The organism is Geotalea uraniireducens Rf4 (assembly GCF_000016745.1).
GTDB classification, from domain to species: domain Bacteria; phylum Desulfobacterota; class Desulfuromonadia; order Geobacterales; family Geobacteraceae; genus Geotalea; species Geotalea uraniireducens.
This window is the reverse complement of the sequence record NC_009483.1, coordinates 1,486,197-1,503,759: the sequence shown is the minus strand read 5'-3', so window position 1 is coordinate 1,503,759 and position 17,563 is coordinate 1,486,197. Positions and strand designations below refer to the sequence as shown.

The following is a 17,563-nucleotide window of genomic DNA, read 5'->3' as shown; positions in this document are numbered from 1 at the left end:
GTCTTTCATATCTTGTTGTTTTATTTCGTGTCTTTCGTGTTTTTCGTGGATAATTGCCGTTTTAGGCTTATTCAAAAACTACTTCGTTTCCTCCTTTTCCGCCGTTGCCGAGAACTTCTTCCTGCTTTCCAGTATCTCCCGCAGGCGCTTGTCCACGAGATAATTAATGGTCCCCGCAGGATAGGCGCCGTCGGGTAGCTGTATCCCGGCCGGGACGCCGGTAAGGACCTCGATCCCCTGTTCGATGGTTTCCACGCTCCAGATGTGGAACTTTCCGTCTCTCACCGCTGCGACCACCTCGTCCTTGAGCATCAGGTGCCGTTCGTTGGTTTTCGGGATGATAACCCCCTGCTCGCCGGTCAGCCCCTTTGCCTTGCAGACCGCATAGAACCCCTCGATCTTGTAATTCACCCCGCCGATGGGCTGCACCTTGCCCAACTGGTTAACGCTGCCGGTAACGGCTATTCCCTGTCTGAGCGGCACACCGGAAAGGGCGGACAAGAGGGCATAGAGCTCGGTTGAAGAGGCGCTGTCCCCCTCGACCCCTTCGTAGGACTGCTCGAAACAGATCGAAGCGGAGAAGGAAAGCGGCTTGTCATGGGCGTATTTCCCCCCCAGGTAACCGGTCAGGATCAGCACACCCTTGTCGTGGATCGGACCGGAGAGCTTTACCTCCCGCTCGATATTGACCATGCCGCCACGCCCCATGTAAACCCTGGCGGTTACCCGCGAAGGCCTGCCGAAGGTGTAATCGCCGAGGGTGATGACCGACAGGCCGTTGATCTGTCCCACCTCCACGTTGGCGGTATCCACGAGGATGGTTCCTTCATCGAACATCTCCTGCATCCGCTCCTCGATCCGGTTGCTCCGGTAAACCTTCTCCTCGACGGCGCGTTTGACGAAATCCTTGGTAACGAGCGGGCTGTTCTCCTTTTGCGCCCAGTAATCGGCTTCCCGAATCAGATCGGATATCTCCATGAACTGGGAAGAGAGCTTTTCCTGGTCTTCAACCAGGCGCGCCGAATACTCAAGCAGGCCTGCCACGCCGCTCCGGTCAAAGGGGAGGAGCTTTTCGTTCCTGCAGTGGGTGGAAACAAAGAGGGCGTAATCCTTCATGATCTCGGGCGTTCTCGCCACACGGCTGTCAAAGTCCGCCTTCACCTTGAAAAACTTCCGGTAGTCCGGCTCCATGTAATAAAGGAGGTAGTAGATCCACGGGGAGCCGATCATGATGATCTTCGCCTGAAGCGGTACCGGCTCCGGCTTGAGGGAGACCACCGTCATGAAGCGGTACTGTTCCAGCACGTCCTCGATCCGTATCTCGCCGTTTCTTATACAGCGTTTCAGGGCGTCCCAGGCAAAGGGATTGATCAGCACTTCACGGGCGTCGACGATGAGATACCCGCCGTTGGCCCGGTGCAGCGCCCCCGGCTTGATGAGGGTAAAATCGGTGGTGGCGGCCCCCCCCATCTGCATGATGTGCTCGATCCGGCCGAAAAGGTTGTTGTAGGTGGGATTGGCCTCGAATATTATCGGCGCCCCTTCTAGCCCCTTGTTGTCGACAAAGACGTTGACGGCATAACGTTCGAACGACGGTTCCTGGCGCGGAAACCTGATCCCGGCGATCTGGGGAGCAGCGGCTTGCGGCTTGAAATCTTCCAGATTGAGGATAATGTCCTCCTGCACCGACTCCAGATATCCTTTCACCTTGGCGAATTCCGCGTATTTTTCCTTGAGCGGTTCCATGTTGTGCCCCACCGCGGACAGACCCAACTCACGGTCGAGCTGGGCCAAGGCATCCTTGGTTGCCTTCTCATTATCCCGCACCTGCCTGAGCACATCGTTGAGTTTTTCCGTCAGCTCCTTCCCCACCTCGTCCAGCTTGTCCCGCTCATTTTTAGTGAGGGCATCGTACTCTTCCTGGGTGTAGTTGCGCCCCTCCTTCTGCGGCACCATCACCAGACCGGAAACGGTCCGCTGCAAGGAAAAAGCCCTTTCCCCCGCCTCCTGTTCGAGCCTTGCGAAAAGCTCGCCGTTTTTCTCCTGGTAATCCTCGATGATGGCGACCTTGTTGGTTTCGTACTCCTTGCTCTCCAGCGCCTTGGGGATATTGATCTTGACACCTTCGAGGAAATCGTTCATGTCGTCGGCCAGTTCCCCCCCCTTGCCGGCAGGCAGGGAAAGCGAGAGCGGATTGTCCGGGGCCTTGAAGTCGTAAACATAGCACCAATCCTGGGGCGGAGGCTCATTTCTGGCCCGTTTTTTCAGCAGATTCTTGATGGTGGAACTGCGCCCCGTGCCGGGTTCACCCGACAGGAAGAGGTTGAAGCCGTCTTCCTGCATCCCCAGGCCGAAATCTATCGATTTGAGCGCCCGCACCTGTCCGATGGACCCTTCCAGCTCGGGGATATCCTCGGTGGTGTTGAAATCGAACTGATTCTGATCGCATTCCCATCTGAGTTTTTCCACTGGTAACTTTAGATCGTTTGTATCCACGTGAACCTCCTTTAGATGTACATTGCATTGTTGCCTGCGCAGGGCGAGGCTTCCGGGGTTTCAGAAACCCCGGTCTTTTTCGCTGTCCCGCAACGGCATGAATTCATCCAAAAACCCTTCAAACCTGGCACCGACCCGCGCCTTCACCTCGATCATTTTCACGTTGCCGCCAACTTCCGCCTCAAGGGACGTAACCGGACAGCCCGCCATGCCGCAGGGGTTGATGCGGGTAAATGGGGTGAGGTCCGTCGTCACGTTCAGGGCAAAACCGTGCATGGTCACCCAGCGCCGCACGCCGACGCCGATCGAAGCGAGCTTCCCCTGATCGGTCCAGACCCCGGTGCGTCCCGGCGAGCGGAAAGCAGCCACCCGGAAATCGGCAACGACAAGCATAAGCAGTTCCTCTATGAAACGGAGGTATCGGTGCAGATCGCAGCCGCGCCGTGCGAGATCTATCACCGGATACCCCACCAGCTGCCCCGGCCCATGGTAGGTGACGTCCCCTCCCCGATTGATGCGCCGCACCTCGATCGCCGTATCGAGGATGTTCCCCTCGTCCCCGCCGCTGCCGATGGTGTAGACAGGGGGGTGTTCCAGGAGAAGGAGCGTCTCCGCCCCGGAACCGGCAAAAACCTCCGCCGCCAGCCGCTCCTGGATGCTGTAGGCTTCGTCAAAATCTATCAGGCCAAGATCGATGATGTTCATAAATAGAAATCTCACCAATTCACCACGGAGACCAGAGAAAGGCAAAACCTTTTTAGGGACGCAGAACAATCGGAAAAGGGGGATAAAGGCGGATTAAACCGGAACCCCAAAAGTCTTTTAAGGTTTTAAAATCCGTTTTTTCTGTTTTTTCCGCCTTTTCTGCGTCCCATCGGTTTTTAAGGTGTTCTCCGTGCCTCTGTGTCTCCGTGGCAAAACTCTCTTTGGATCTTCAAACCAGCATCGCCACCGGGTTTTCCAGCACCCTCTTCAGTTCAGCCATGAACCGCGCCGCATAGGCACCGTCTATGAGGCGGTGGTCGGCGGAAAGGGTGGCCCGCATGACCCTGGCCGCAACTACCTGCCCACCCTTGACCACAGCCTCGTCCTGTACCGCCCCGACAGCCAGGATCGCCCCCTGCGGCGGGTGGATGATCGCCGAAAATTCCTCCACGCCGAACATCCCCAGGTTGGAAACGGAGAAGGTGCCACCGCTTATGTCCGCCTCGGCTATGGTCCCGCCGCGCGCCCGTTCGATCAGCTCCCGGCTCCGGGCAGCGATCTCCATGAGGGAAAGCCCCCCGCATCCCTTGATGACCGGCACCAGCAGGCCGTCGTCCAGGCTGACGGCAAAGCCGATATTCACCTCATCGTGTAGAACGATGCCGTCTGCGGCAAAGGAGGCGTTCGCCAGGGGAAACTTCTGTAAAACCATGGCCGCAGCCTTGATGATGACGTCGTTCAGGGAAACCATCGCGCCGGCCCCCTTCAGCTCCCGGTAAACGTTCTCAGCCTCCCCCATGTCGATGGCCACGGTCACCGTGAAGTGAGGAATGCTCTGCCACGCATCACTGACCGTCCGGGCTATCGCCGCCCGCATCCGCGAGAGGGGCTGGATTGCCCCGGCGGAAACAAGAGCTTTTTCACCCTCGCCTCGCTCCTCGCTCCTTGCGCCTCGTGCCTCCTGGTATCGTTCCAGGTCCTCCTGGAGGATTCTCCCTTCCGGCCCGCTGGCTGTCACCTGCGCCAGGTCGATCCCTTTCTCCCGTGCCAGACGGCGCACCAGGGGAGAAGCCTTCTCCCCCCCCTCAGCGATGGACGCCGCTGCCGCCGTCTCTTCCGGCGGTTCCATGATCCGCTCTGGAACAACGCCGACTGCCGCCTCAGCAGGAGAGGGCTCCGCAGTGGGTGGTTGCCTGGTTTCCGCCGCTGCCTGCGCCGGTTGCGCGCCCACCCCCTCGGCCACCTTTTCGCCCGCATCGCCGACAATGCCGATCACAGTACCTACGGGCACCATTTCGCCCGACTTCACCCGGATCTCCAGCAACACACCGGCGCTGAACGCCTCAAGCTCCATGTTCGCCTTGTCGGTTTCCACCTCGGCAATGATGTCGCCCCGCTCCACCCAATCGCCAACCGACTTCTTCCAGGCGATGAGCCGCCCTTCGGTCATGGTGTCGGAAAGCTTCGGCATGGTGATTTCAGTAGACATTTCTAAACCTCACTTCTGCCACAGAGACACAGAGACACAGAGGCACGGAGAACACCTTAAACCAATAGAACGCAGAAAAGGCGGAAAAATCAGAAAAAGCGGATTTTAAAACCTTAAAAAGTAATTTTGGGGTTCTGGTTTTAAGTTTTATCGGCCTTTTCCGATTTTTCTGCGTCCCATCAGGTTTTGAATTTTGTTTTGCCTTTCTTCGCGTCCCTGGCGTTTTAGGCGTTATTTGCGGTTCAACGGCCTCAGATTGCGCCTTTCCTCCGTGTCTCTGTGGCTCTGTGGCAAAATCTGTATTAATATTTTTCACTTAAAACTTCCTTCACCGCTCCGATGATGTCCTCCACCTGGGGAATGCAGAGTTTCTCCAGCTTGCGCGAATAGGGCATCGGCACATCCAGCCCGGAAACCCGCTGCACCGGCGAGAGCAAGGAGTCGAAGCAGTGGTCGTAGATGCGGGTGGCGATCTCAGCCCCCAGGCCGCAGGTCCGCCAGCACTCCTCCACCACCACGGCACGGCCGGTCTTTTTCACCGACTGGACAAAAGTCTCCGTATCGAGCGGCGCCAGGGTGCGCAGATCGACCACCTCGCAGGCGATGTTTTCCTTGGCAAGCTCTTCCGCCGCAGCCAGTGCCAGGATGGTCATGCGCGAATAGGCGACGATGGTGACATCCTTCCCCGGCCGCTTGATTTCGCATTTACCGAAGGGGACGAGGAGTTCAGGGTCGTCGGAAACCTCCCCCTTGCTGTTGTACAGGAGTTCGTGCTCCAGGAACATGACCGGGTTGTTGTCGCGGATGGCGCTCTTCAAAAGCCCTTTGGCATCGGCCGGGGTGGCCGGCACCGCCACGTACATCCCCGGCGCATGCATGAAGAAGGTTTCGAGCGACTGGGAGTGCTGGGCCGCCAACTGGCTCCCCCCGCCGCCCGGCGCCCGGATCACCATCGGCAGGTTCACTTGGCCGCCGAACATGTAGCGGATCTTGGTCATGTGATTGATGATCTGGTCCATGGCAAGAAGGGCGAAGTTGACCGTCATCAGCTCCGCCACCGGTCTCAGCCCCCCCATGGCTGCGCCGATGGCCACACCGACGATGGTGTTTTCCGAGATAGGCGTGTCCTTGACCCGCCCCTCGCCGAACTCTGCCAACAGACCGCGGGTCACCTTGAACGACCCCTCGTAAAAGGCCACATCCTCCCCCCAGGTGACCACAGATGGATCGCGACGCATCTCCTCCTTCAGAGCCAGATTGAGTGCATCTCTATACGTTATTTCCGGCATTATTAAACCTCCAGAATCTATGTGAACCATTGAACCGCAAAGGACCCAAAGGGACTAAAACGCAAAGGTCGCGAAGAAAATCGAAAACAAAATCTTTTGTTTGGTTCAAATCCCAGGGCTTTTCCTTTGCGTCTTTGCGGTTTAGGCCCTTTGGGTCCTTTGCGAGAGATGATTTTGGCTTTTACGCTTTTAAATCTTTCTTTGCGTCCTTTGCGTCTTAAGCGACCGAAGGAAGCGGGCGGTTCAAGGTTTTTCACACGTAAATATCGTTATAGACCTCGGCATCCTCCGGCCATGGCGATTCCTCGGCGAACCGCACCGCCTCCTGGACAACGGCAACCGCCTCCTTGCGGATGGCATCGAGCTGCGTCTGGCCGGCAATCTCCTCTTCGATGAGACGTTTGCCGAAATTGGGGAGCGGGTCGCGGCTCTTCCAGAGTTCCAGTTCTGCTGCGCTGCGATACTTGCCGGGGTCGGCCATGGAATGGCCGCGGAAGCGGTAGGTCATGGCCTCGACCAGGTATGCGCTGTTATGCTCCCGGACCCATTCGGCGGCATATTTGATCGCCTGGTAAACGGCCATGACGTCCATGCCGTCCACCTGCGTCGACGGCACCTCGTAACCGCAGGTCCGCTTGTGGATATCGGCCAGGGCCGACGAACGGTGCACCTCGGTGCCAATGCCGTACAGGTTGTTTTCGCAGACGAAGAGGACCGGCAGTTCCCACAACCTTGCCCAGTTGAGCCCCTCGTGAAAGTTCCCCTGATTCACCGCCCCGTCGCCGAAGAAGCAGGCAGCTATCCGCCCCTCCTGGCGAAACTTGGCGGCAAAGGCAAGCCCTACGGCGATGGGGAACTGACCGCCGACGATGGCGTACCCCCCCATGAATGAAAGGTCCGGGTCGAAGAGATGCATGGAACCCCCCTTCCCCTTGCAGAGACCGGTGGCCTTGCCGAACAGCTCGGCCATGACCCTCTTCGGCTCCGCCCCGCGGACGATGGCCTGGGCATGTTCACGATAGGCGGAGAGGATGTAATCGTCCTTGTGCAGCGCACGGGTCGAGCCGACCGCCACCGCCTCCTGGCCGCTGTACAAATGGAGGAATCCGGTTATGTGCCCTTTGGTGTACTGCTCGGCGCACGATTCCTCGAACTCACGGCAGAGGACCATCTGTTCGTACATCTTCAATAAGTCATGGTCGGGCAGAATCGCCCGGAGTTTGGTGTCCATACATTCCTCGTCTAATCAAAATCCATCCTGATTAGTTCTGATCTTCCGCCAATGACAGAAAGTAGGGGCGCACCCGGTGGGTCGCCCTGGTGCAATATCCGCCATTGCTGCCTATAGCAACTGGGCGAGCCAACGGCGTCGCCCCTACAGAATCAAAACCATTGCCGGAAGCAGGCGCCCCTACACGCTACCTTGTTTCACGTAATTCAGCGTCCCCCCAGCCAGGAGATCCTTCCTCTCCCGCTCGGACACCTGCAACAGGGTCGCGATTTCCCGCCCGTCCACCTTGACCGGAATTTCCGTTGCGCCGGCTTCCACCAGTTTGCGCAACCCTTTAAATTCCATCTTATCACCTTGCTTGAGGAGGTCGTAATCCGCCGGGTCTTTGAAGGTAAGCGGCAGGATGCCGAAATTGATCAGGTTCGCCTTGTGAATGCGGGCGAAACTCTTCGCCAGCTTGACGCGGATGCCCAGATAGCGCGGCGCCAGGGCGGCATGCTCGCGGCTTGAGCCCTGGCCGTAGTTCTCGCCTCCCACCACCACGCCGTTCCCGGTCGCCTGGGCCCGCTGCGGAAATTCAGTATCAATCTGCCCGAAAACGAACTGGCTGATGGCCGGGATGTTGCTCCTGAACGGCAGCACCTTGTTCCCCGCCGGCATGATGGTGTCGGTGGAAATGTTGTCCCCCACCTTGATCACCACCTCCGCCGTCAGCTCCTCGGGCAGCGCCTCGAACTCGGGGAACGGCACGATGTTCGGGCCGGTGATAATCTCCACACCGCCCGTGTCCGTAAGGGGGTAGATGATGCTGGAGTCGTCGATGAGGTATTTTTCGGGGTTCTGGATGTTGGGCCACGGCATCAATTCGCCGAGCTTGCGCGGGTCGGTGATGACCCCGTTGATGCCGGCAGCGGCAGCAGTTTCCGGCGAACAGAGGTAAACCTTGTCGTCCCTGGTGCCGCTCCGACCGGGGAAATTGCGCGGGAAGGTGCGCAGGCTGACCTGGTTTGTCCCCGGCGCCTGTCCCATGCCGATGCAACCGAGGCAGCCCGGCTGATGGATCTGCGCCCCAGCCATAAGCAGCGACATGAAACCGCTCTGGGCCGCCACGTTCTCCAGCACCTGGCGGCTGCCGGGATTGATGTTGAAGGAGAGGTTGGGTGCAATCCGCCTGCCGTCAAGGATGCGGCAGACGGTCATCAGATCGCGGAACGAGGAATTGACCGAGCTGCCGACGATGACCTGGTCGACCTTGATCCCCTCTATGTCCTTGACCCGCACCACGTTGTCCGGCGATGAAGGACAGGCGATAAGCGGTTCCACGGCGGACAGATCGATCTCGTCATAGTCGTCGTAGACGGCATCGGGGTCTGCTGCAAGGGGTTGCCAGCTCTCGCCGCGGCCTTGGGACTCCAGGAACTCTTTTGTGCGGTGGTCGGAGGGAAACAGGGAGGTGGTTGCCCCCAGTTCCGCCCCCATATTGCCGATGGTCCCCCGGTCCGTAACCGACAGGGTCGCCACGCCGGGGCCGTAATATTCGATGATCTTGCCGACGCCACCCTTTACCGTGTGACGGCGCAGCATCTCCAGGATCACGTCTTTGCCGGAAACCCACGGCTGAAGCTGGCCCGTAAGCTTCACCCCCATGATCCGCGGGCAGGGGAGGTGAAAAGGGTGTCCTGCCATGGCAAGCGCCACGTCCATGCCGCCGGCGCCGATGGCCAGCATGGCGAGGCCGGCAGCGGTCGGGGTATGGGAGTCTGCCCCGAGCATCACCTTTCCCGGCACGCCGAAGCGCTCCAGGTGGACCTGGTGTGAAACGCCGTTGCCCGGTTTTGAAAGGTGAATGCCGAACTTCTGCGCCGCGGTCATGAGGAAGACGTGATCGTCAGCGTTCTTGTTGTCCGTCTGGAGGAGGTTATGGTCGATATACTGGGCCGCCAGCTCGACCTTGACCCGCTCGACCCCCATGGCCATGAACTCGAGAAAGGCCATGGTGCCGGTGGCGTCCTGCAAGAGGGTATGGTCGATCCTGATGGCGATCTCCTTACCCGGGATCAGTTCGCCTTCCACCAGGTGCGCTTCCAGAATTTTAGTCGCTAGATTCTTAGCCATGATCGACCTCTCCATAATCTTTTTCTGAAAACCTTTTCAATTCACGCTCAAAAATGCCCAGATGCAAGGCGGTGAGGAACGAGCAGCGGAGCATACGCCAGTATGTGAGCAGCGCAGTGACGAAACCAACGCCGCAGATGGGCGTTTTTCAGCGTGAATTCACGAGTGGATCGCCCGCTTCTCCACATCCAGCGCCGCCTCCTTCATGGCTTCAGACAACGTCGGGTGGGCATGGAAGGTCATGGCGATATCCTGGGCACTGCCGCCGTAGGTCATGACCGTCACCGCTTCGGCGATCATGTCCGAGGCGCGCGGGCCGATGATGTGGACCCCCAGCACCCGCCCGGTCTCCTTGTGGGCCAGGACCTTGACGAACCCGTCGGTCTCGTCCATGCAGCGCGCCCGGCCGTTCGCCATGAAATTGAACCGCCCTGCGGCATAGGGAATATTTTCGGCCTGGAGCTGTTCCTCGGTTTTCCCCACCGAGGCCGCCTCAGGCCACGTATATATGATACCGGGAATGAACTCATAATCAACCACCGATGCCTGACCCAAAAGTCTTTCGGCAAAGACCTCCCCTTCCGTCATCGCCTTGTGAGCCAGCATAGGGCCGTGGACCAGGTCGCCGATCGCGTATACACCCGCAACGGAAGTGGCGTAATCCTCGTTCACCGTGATTCTCCCCTCCCCGTCAACTACAATCCCCGTTTCTTCCAGTCCGAGATCAGCCGAAAGAGGCCTCCTCCCCACGGCAACAAGGACCCTGTCGCAGACGATCTCTTCAGCCTTATCGCCGCTATTGATCTGCACATGAGCCTTGCCGTCCCGCTTTTCCAGGGAGGAAACCTTTGTTTCCAGGAGAAAGGTCATTCCCTGTTTCTTCAGGGAGCGCATCAGCGCATCAGCGACCTGCCGGTCGGTATTGGGGAGGATCTTAGGCAGCATCTCCACCACGGTGACCTTGCTCCCGAGCCGCAGCCAGACCGAACCGAGCTCCAGGCCGATGTATCCGCCGCCGACAACGAGCAGATGCTCGGGCACGGAGCTGAAGGAGAGGGCGTCACGGGCGCTGACCACGGTTTCGCCGTCGAAGGGAAACGCCGGAACCTCCATCGCCTGGCTGCCGGTGGCCAAAAGCATTCGCTTGGAGGTCAAGATTTGGTTTTCCTTGTTCCCCGTGCCTCGCACCTCGATCCGGTGATCGTCGCCGCTTTTTCCCGCCAGCCTGGCAGTCCCCTGAAAACGGGTGATCTTGTTCTTCTTGAAGAGAAAGGCAACGCCGTCGGTGAGCTTTTTCACCACATCGTCCTTGCGTGCCATCATCCGCGCCAGGTTCAGCTTCGGCGGGTCGATGTCGATGCCGTGCAGCGAAAATCTGTCACGGGCCAGGACAAACAGCTCGCTGGAGTCGAGGAGCGCCTTGCTCGGGATGCACCCCTCGTTGAGACAGACCCCGCCAAGCCGCTCGCTCCGCTCCACCACAGCCACCCGCATCCCCAGCTGGGCAGCGCGGATGGCCGCCACGTAACCGCCGGGACCGGCGCCGATAACGATCAGGTCGAATATTTCATCAGGCATTTATGTTACCTCCAATTTTCATCACAGAAAACAAGGTCTCATCCCATCACTCAAAAAGCTCCAGCAACCGCGACCCGTGAATGACCCGGAGGACATAGACCGTCCTGCCGGCAATGCGAAAAATGGTGCGATAGTTGCCATAGATAAGATGACGAAAGCGGGTGCTCAGGATCTCATTCTCCGGGACCAGCGGGCACCTTTCCGGAAATGATTCCAGGGTTGTCAGCTGGCTTTCCAGCTCCAGAATGAATGCAGTGGCAGCTTCAGGACTGTCTTCAGCGATGAATGTCCAGATATCCTCAATGTCCGCTTCCGCTATCGGTGTTATTTCAACCTGAAATTTTGCGGTCATTTTTGAATTCTTTCAGAAATTCCTTCATTGGTCTTGTTTTCCCGCCGGCCACTTGTTCTTCAGCTGGAGCCAGCATCTTCGCCATATTGGCTGCCTTCTGGTACTTTTCAAACACCTTGGCGTCCAAAATCACCGAGTCGGCTCTGCCGTTGACCGTGAGAATCACCGGCCTTCCGGTTTTGTGTATCTGGTCGAGAATTTCCCGCGTGTTGCGCTTCAAGTCGGTGACAGAGCGGATATCTTCCGCAAGATTGACAGGCATTGATCCATTCTCCTTTGGTGTCAAATTTAGCATTTAATTTAACACCATATTAAGCAACAATCAATCATGGAAACGAAAATAGGTTTACCCCTCCAACAGCATCTCCTCCGGGTCTTCGATACACTCTTTGATCTTTTTGAGAAACCCCACCGCCTCGCGGCCGTCGATGATCCGGTGGTCGTAGGAGAGGGCCAGGTACATCATCGGCCGAATCACCACCTTGCCGTCCAAGGCCACCGGCCTCTCCTGGATGGCATGCATGCCGAGAACCCCGCTCTGGGGCGGGTTGATGATCGGCGTGCTGAGCATTGAGCCGTAAACCCCGCCGTTGCTGATGGTGAAAGTCCCGCCGGTAATGTCCGCAAGGTTGAGCTGATTGATCTTGACCCGCTCCACATAGACCTGGATGGCCTTTTCGATCTCCGCAAGATTGCGCCGGTCCGCATCGCGGATGATCGGCACCACCAACCCCTTCTCCCCGCCGATGGCGATGCCGATGTCGTAAAAATGCTGGTAGACGATATCATCACCGTCGATACGGGCATTGACTATGGGAAACGCCTTGAGCGCGTCGATGCAGGCCTTGACGAAGAACGGCATGAACCCGAGCGCCACGCCGTGCCGGAGCATGAAGCGCTCGTTGTGGTTCTTGCGCAGGGCAATGATCCTTCCCATGTCCGCTTCGTTGAAGGTAGTGAGCATGGCGGTCTGCTGCCGCACTGCCAGAAGCCGCTCTGCAATCCTTTTACGGATCGGGGTCATCGGCTTGCGGGTTATCCGTCCCTCTTCGCCGGCTTGGGTGGGAAGAGGCTCTGCAGCAGGCCCAAAGAGAGAAGGCTGCTCAACGACGGGACCGGCCATTGGCAGCTTTTCCCGATCCCCGATCCCCGTTCCCAGATCCCCGATCCCAGCCTTTAACAGGTCATCCACCGTTATCCGCCCCCCCTTGCCGCTCCCCAGGATCGTTTCCGGTTTTAGCCCCTTTTCCTGGGCCATCTTGCGCACCGCCGGCGAAAGGGGCGGCTGCGGCGTCACCGGCTGGAATTCGGGTTTGGCAGCAGGTTCCACGCCGGGGGCTACCGCACCTTCCGGCACTCCCTGTTCATCGATGGCGCCGATCACCGTGCCGATCTTGACCGTTTCCCCGGCCTTCACCCTGATGGAAAGAACGCCGGCCGCCTCCGCATTGATCTCCAGGGTGATCTTGTCGGTCTCGATCTCGCAGAGCGGCTCGTCCTTCTTTACCAGTTCGCCGTCCGTTTTGAGCCACTTGGCGACGAGCGCCTCGAACACGGATTCGCCGACCGCCGGTATTTTTATTTCCATGGGATTACTCCATCGGTTGAACTAAAATCTGTGCGATTCAGAAATTCTTGAACCTAAAAAAACATTTTAACCACGAATTTTCACGAATGTGCACGAATATACAAGCTCTTGTGATGAAGAAGACACTCACCAGATCGGTGACTACTCAAGACTTCACAAGGGGTTAAAAACATTCGTGTTTATTCGTGTCATTAGTGGCTAAGCCGTTTTTGGGTTGAACGCTTCCTCGATCACCTTCTCCTGTTCCAGCTTGTGCTGTCGATGTGAGCCGACCGCCGGGGCCGTTTCCTCATCCCGGCCCACGTATTCGGCTTCCCGGCCGAGGATTTCCGCAAGATAGGCGCGGATAAAGCTCCAGGCGCCCATGTTGCGCGGTTCCTCCTGAACCCATCGAAAACCGGCGGCATTCTTATACCGATGGAGCGCCTCGCCGAGGAGATCGACCCGAAGGGGATAGAGCTGCTCGATCCTGACGAGCGCCACGTCGTCACGCTGCTCCCGTTCTTTTCGTTCCAGGAGTTCATAAAATATTTTCCCGGAACAGATGAGGACCTCCCGAACCTTATCGGGATTATTGCCGGTCGGGAGTATCTCCCTGAACCATCCCCCCGTGAATTCATCCGGCCTTGACGTGCAGAGCGGGTGGCGGAGAAGGCTTTTGGGGGTAAAGACGATGAGCGGTTTACGGAACGACTGCTTTACCTGCCGGCGCAGGAGGTGGAAAAACTGGGCCGGAGTGGAGGGATAAGCCACCTGCATGTTGTTGACGCCGCAGAGCTGGAGAAACCTCTCGATCCGGGCGCTGGAGTGCTCCGCACCCTGCCCCTCGTATCCGTGGGGGAGGAGCATGACTAGGCCGCTCACCCGGTCCCACTTGGTTTCGCCGGAGGCCACGAACTGGTCGATGATTACCTGGGCGCCGTTTGCAAAGTCGCCGTACTGGGCCTCCCAGATGGTCAGGGTCAGCGGCGACTCCACGGAATAGCCGTATTCGAAACCGAGCACGGCGTTTTCCGAGAGCATGCTGTCGTAAGCGTAAAAGGAGGCCTTGTCACCGGCTACGGCGCTCAGGGGGACAAAGCGCGCCTCGTTGTAAAAATCGAAGAGGGTGCAGTGACGCTGGCTAAAGGTGCCGCGCCGCACATCCTGTCCGGAAAGGCGAACAGAGGCCCCTTCCTGGAGGAGGGTGGCAAATGCCAGGCTTTCAGCGTTGCCCCAGTCGATCCCCTCACCTTTGGTCACTGCCTCGCGCCGCTTTTGCATGAGGGTCGCCAGCTTGGGATGGGGGGTGAAACCGGCAGGGATGGCAGTCAGGGTTCCGGCCAGTGACAAAAGAGCTTCCCGCGCCACTCCAGTTTCCACCTTGAAGGGGGTATATTCCCGCTGAATAGCGCTCCAGCTCCCTTTAAAGCCGACATCGACCATCCCGGCCTCCCGGCCGACCGCCCCTTCGAGACGGGCGGTAATTTCCCGCGCCGTCGCTTCAATCTGTGACCCGGATACACCTTCTTCAACCAGTTGAGCACCGTACAGTTCGTGGAGCGGCGGGCGGTTCTTTATCTTTTCATACATGAGCGGCTGGGTAAAATAGGGCTCGTCCCCCTCGTTGTGACCATAACGCCGGTAGCAGATGATCTCTACCACCACGTCCTTGCCGAAAGCCTGCCGGTATTCGAGGGCAAGGCCGGCCGCATGAACCACCGCCTCCGGATCGTCGCCATGGACATGGAAAATAGGCGACTGAACCATTTTCGCCACGTCGGTGGCATACTGGGTTGACCTGGCATCGGCAGGAAGGGTGGTAAAACCGATCTGGTTGTTGAGGACGATATGGAGGGTGCCGCCGGTCCGATACCCCTCCAGCTGTGAGAGGTTGAACGTTTCCGCCACCACCCCCTGGCCGGAGAAGGCGGCATCTCCATGAATCAGGACAGGCAGGACACGGCTCCCCCGACTGTCACCGTAGCGGTCCTGACGCGCCCGGCACTTCCCCTCCACCACCGGGTTGATCGCCTCCAGGTGGCTCGGGTTGGCCGCCAGGGTCAGATGAATGCTACGCTCTTCAGTCGTGGCGACATCGATGGAAAAACCCATGTGGTACTTGACATCGCCTTCCCCGATGACGCCATGTTCCACATTGTCGGTAAACTCGGCAAACATGTTTTCCAACGGTTTCCGGAATACATTGGCCAGCACGTTCAACCTTCCCCGGTGGGGCATCCCCAGTATGAGATCGCTTATCCCGAGCTGCGCCGCATGTGCCGTCACTGAGTCAAGGAGAGGAATGAGCACATCTCCTCCTTCAAGGGAAAAACGGGTCTGTCCGACGAATTTCCTGTGGAGAAAGGCCTCGAAGAGGGCCGCTTCCTGGAGTTGCCTCAATATTTCCAGTTTCTTCTCCCGGGAGAAAACCGGTTTGTTCCTTGCCGGCTCCATCCGGTCAATCAGCCACTGCCGCTCGGCAGGCGCCTGGATATGCATGAACTCCACGCCGATGGAACGGCAATAGGTATCACGCATCACCGCCACGATCTCGCGCAGGGTGGCGCTTTTCTTCATAAAACGTCGCGTATGGAAGGTCTTGTCCAGGTCTGACGGCTCCAGATCGAATTCCTCAAGGGTCAGGAGCGGGTGGTCGCTCTTGCACGGGGATAGCGGATCGGTGCAGGCGAGCAGGTATCCCATGTCGCGGTAGCGGTAGATGAGGGACTGCACGGCGGACAGCTTAAGAGCCGCCGCGGGCTCAAGAAATTCCCCGGCCGACAACGCCTCCTTTCCCAGATCGAAGCCGCTGAAAAAGGCGCGCAGATCGGCAGGCACCTGCTCCGGCGCCTCCCGCCAAAGGAGATACTGTTCTTCAATCCATTCGGGACTGAGATTGGCAATGAAAGTCATCAATGGATCCTTAGGAAAACTGCGGAGAAAAGGGCTGGAATCAGGGATAAGTATAACAAGGGAGGGGGATGATGCAATAGGGCGGGAGAACAAAACCGTTGAATGGATGGGGTCTGGAGCGCCGGCCTCACCGGCGCCGGGGATTATTTCCCCTCACGAGTGCTGTAGCGGATGACCGTGGTCTTTTCCAGGGTGATCATGCCTCCGGTCATCATCGCATCGATTTTATCCATGACCGCATCGATTTTCACCTGGCTGTCGACCACCTCCACCACTATCGGCAGATCAGTGGAAAGCCGCAGCAGTTTGTCCGTGTGATAAACGCTGTGGGCGCCAAAACCGGCTATGCCGCGCAAAACCGTTGCCCCGGCAAAGCCTTCTTTCCTGAACAACTCCACGAGCGCTTCATAGAGAGATATATGGCCATGCTTGTCGCTTTCGCCGATGAATATCCGCATCAGAACCTGTTCGCCGCTCAACTTGGTCATAAACGAACCTCCTGTATGTATGCATTGGACTAATTGTAGGGGCTGGCCTTGCGCCTGCCCGGTTTTAAGGTGTTTGTGTGCGTACGGCAATTGGGCACCCGCAAGGGGATGCCCCTACAACGCTTTCGCCACAATGATCCCGAGCCAGGTGAATACCAGGCAGGTCATCACGCTGAAGAGAACGTTTGCCGAGGCAATGAGCAGTTCGCCGTCCTCAAGGAGACGAAAGGTTTCGTAGCTGAAGGTGGAGAACGTCGTAAGCCCGCCGAGAAAACCGATAGTAAGGCCGATGCGCAGCTGGGGGGAGACGAGGGCGCTGCGCAGGGAAAACTCCATAATCAGGCCGATGCAGAACGCTCCGACGATGTTCACGGCAAAGGTGCCATAGGGAAAGGCCCTGCCGAAGAGTTCGTAGACCCAGCCGGACAGGTAGTAGCGGGAAAGGCAGCCGAGGGCGCCGAAAACTGCAATATAGAGAACAGTCTCCATTTATCCAGGTGTGTCCTTTATCTGAATACCCAACCCAGGCTGAAGCCGAAGAGGTCCGACTCCGACGTGGGCTGGAATACCCTTAAAGTGCTGCTTGCAACCACAGGAGATTGTGCGTATCGGAACCCTTCGTAAAAGGCGCTCAACTTGAATTTCCGGTACCTGGCGCCGATCTCCGCAAATGCAGACCAGCGGCCGCCGGGCTTGGTCGTCAAATTGCCCGTTTCGGTGAAATCCACGGAATTACCGGTGTAAAAGGGATATTTTGCGCCACCTTCACAAAAAGCCCGCCAATCGTCTGAAATCGCATAACCTATCTGACCGCCGGCACGGGCATAAACACTTTGCCAAGTCTCGGTATACCCGTTGACCTTTACAAGCTTTCCGCTATTGTCCACCGTTGTGGAGTTATACAGGTCACGCAGCCACCAGCGATATCCAACACCTCCGAACGGCTCGAAAGAAACCTTATTCACGGTGAACCGCCATCCCAGGTCCACTTCGCCCTTTACCCCCACATAACCTACGTCGGTTTTGACCGGAAACGGGTTGGGAGGCTGGGTTTCGCCGGTATAACCTACAACGCCGCCGAACACCTCGGCTTTACCCTTCAACAGGAGAGACCCAGCCGGTTCCGCCTGTAAAAGGTTCAGATAAATCAATGGCCCAGCCCCGACAAGCCAGCCTTGCTCCCGGAGAAGCCTTCTACCGTTGAAAAATTCTTCCCATTGGAAATATTGCGGAGATAAATTGACGGAAAATTCCTCCACCCCGCCAAACTGGGCAGCGCTCGCCTCGGAAGCGGTAAAAAGAATCAGTATTGCCAGAAGCCTGAGCAACTTCATGGT

The 17,563-nt window shown here is 58.0% G+C and carries 15 protein-coding genes; all 15 read right to left on the bottom strand.

The annotated features are described in order from the left end of the window. Window positions 1–78 precede the first annotated feature (78 nt). The 15 genes from GURA_RS06480 to GURA_RS06415 all read right to left on the bottom strand — a co-directional run bounded on the left by GURA_RS06480 (window position 79) and on the right by GURA_RS06415 (window position 17,560). Complete coding sequence (locus GURA_RS06480) at window positions 79–2,496, bottom strand: Lon protease family protein (protein WP_011938192.1); 2,418 nt, start codon at window positions 2,494–2,496, stop codon at window positions 79–81. Between the two features lie 60 nt (window positions 2,497–2,556). Beyond that, window positions 2,557–3,201, bottom strand: a complete 645-nt coding sequence (gene lipB / locus GURA_RS06475; protein ID WP_011938191.1) for a lipoyl(octanoyl) transferase LipB — start codon at window positions 3,199–3,201, stop codon at window positions 2,557–2,559. A 229-nt stretch (window positions 3,202–3,430) separates the two neighbouring features. After that, window positions 3,431–4,690, bottom strand: coding sequence for a dihydrolipoamide acetyltransferase family protein (locus tag GURA_RS06470; protein WP_011938190.1), 1,260 nt, complete (start codon window positions 4,688–4,690; stop codon window positions 3,431–3,433). Further along, window positions 4,680–5,006, bottom strand: coding sequence for a hypothetical protein (locus GURA_RS24165; RefSeq protein ID WP_157046142.1), 327 nt, complete (start codon window positions 5,004–5,006; stop codon window positions 4,680–4,682). Before GURA_RS24165 ends, GURA_RS06470 begins: the two co-directional genes overlap by 11 nt. Then, window positions 4,993–5,979 carry an alpha-ketoacid dehydrogenase subunit beta gene (locus tag GURA_RS06465; RefSeq protein ID WP_011938189.1) on the bottom strand — a complete coding sequence of 329 codons (987 nt, stop codon included), beginning with the start codon at window positions 5,977–5,979 and terminating at the stop codon, window positions 4,993–4,995. Before GURA_RS06465 ends, GURA_RS24165 begins: the two co-directional genes overlap by 14 nt. Window positions 5,980–6,232: 253 nt before the next feature. Then, the gene (gene pdhA, locus GURA_RS06460; RefSeq protein ID WP_011938188.1) at window positions 6,233–7,210 is read right to left on the bottom strand and encodes a pyruvate dehydrogenase (acetyl-transferring) E1 component subunit alpha; all 978 of its coding nucleotides are present in this window, start codon (window positions 7,208–7,210) and stop codon (window positions 6,233–6,235) included. A 180-nt stretch (window positions 7,211–7,390) separates the two neighbouring features. After that, complete coding sequence (locus tag GURA_RS06455; RefSeq protein ID WP_011938187.1) at window positions 7,391–9,325, bottom strand: aconitate hydratase; 1,935 nt, start codon at window positions 9,323–9,325, stop codon at window positions 7,391–7,393. 159 nt (window positions 9,326–9,484) lie between these two features. Beyond that, on the bottom strand, window positions 9,485–10,903 hold the full coding sequence (lpdA, locus tag GURA_RS06450) for a dihydrolipoyl dehydrogenase (RefSeq protein WP_011938186.1): 1,419 nt from the start codon (window positions 10,901–10,903) through the stop codon (window positions 9,485–9,487). Window positions 10,904–10,949: 46 nt separating this feature from the next. Further along, window positions 10,950–11,255, bottom strand: coding sequence for a type II toxin-antitoxin system RelE/ParE family toxin (locus tag GURA_RS06445; RefSeq protein ID WP_011938185.1), 306 nt, complete (start codon window positions 11,253–11,255; stop codon window positions 10,950–10,952). Beyond that, a complete protein-coding gene (locus tag GURA_RS06440; protein ID WP_041245311.1) occupies window positions 11,233–11,517 on the bottom strand; it encodes a type II toxin-antitoxin system Phd/YefM family antitoxin in 285 nt (94 codons plus the stop codon). The genes GURA_RS06445 and GURA_RS06440 overlap by 23 nt, the downstream gene beginning before the upstream one ends. 84 nt (window positions 11,518–11,601) lie before the next feature. Continuing rightward, window positions 11,602–12,843, bottom strand: a complete 1,242-nt coding sequence (gene odhB, locus GURA_RS06435) for a 2-oxoglutarate dehydrogenase complex dihydrolipoyllysine-residue succinyltransferase (RefSeq protein ID WP_011938183.1) — start codon at window positions 12,841–12,843, stop codon at window positions 11,602–11,604. 198 nt (window positions 12,844–13,041) lie between these two features. Beyond that, a complete protein-coding gene (locus tag GURA_RS06430) occupies window positions 13,042–15,738 on the bottom strand; it encodes a 2-oxoglutarate dehydrogenase E1 component (RefSeq protein ID WP_011938182.1) in 2,697 nt (898 codons plus the stop codon). Between the two features lie 143 nt (window positions 15,739–15,881). Further along, window positions 15,882–16,226, bottom strand: a complete 345-nt coding sequence (locus GURA_RS06425; RefSeq protein ID WP_011938181.1) for a DUF190 domain-containing protein — start codon at window positions 16,224–16,226, stop codon at window positions 15,882–15,884. A 114-nt stretch (window positions 16,227–16,340) separates the two neighbouring features. Beyond that, complete coding sequence (gene crcB / locus GURA_RS06420; RefSeq protein WP_011938180.1) at window positions 16,341–16,715, bottom strand: fluoride efflux transporter CrcB; 375 nt, start codon at window positions 16,713–16,715, stop codon at window positions 16,341–16,343. 17 nt (window positions 16,716–16,732) lie between these two features. Further along, window positions 16,733–17,560 carry a hypothetical protein gene (locus tag GURA_RS06415; RefSeq protein ID WP_011938179.1) on the bottom strand — a complete coding sequence of 276 codons (828 nt, stop codon included), beginning with the start codon at window positions 17,558–17,560 and terminating at the stop codon, window positions 16,733–16,735. Between the last annotated feature and the right edge of the window lie 3 nt (window positions 17,561–17,563).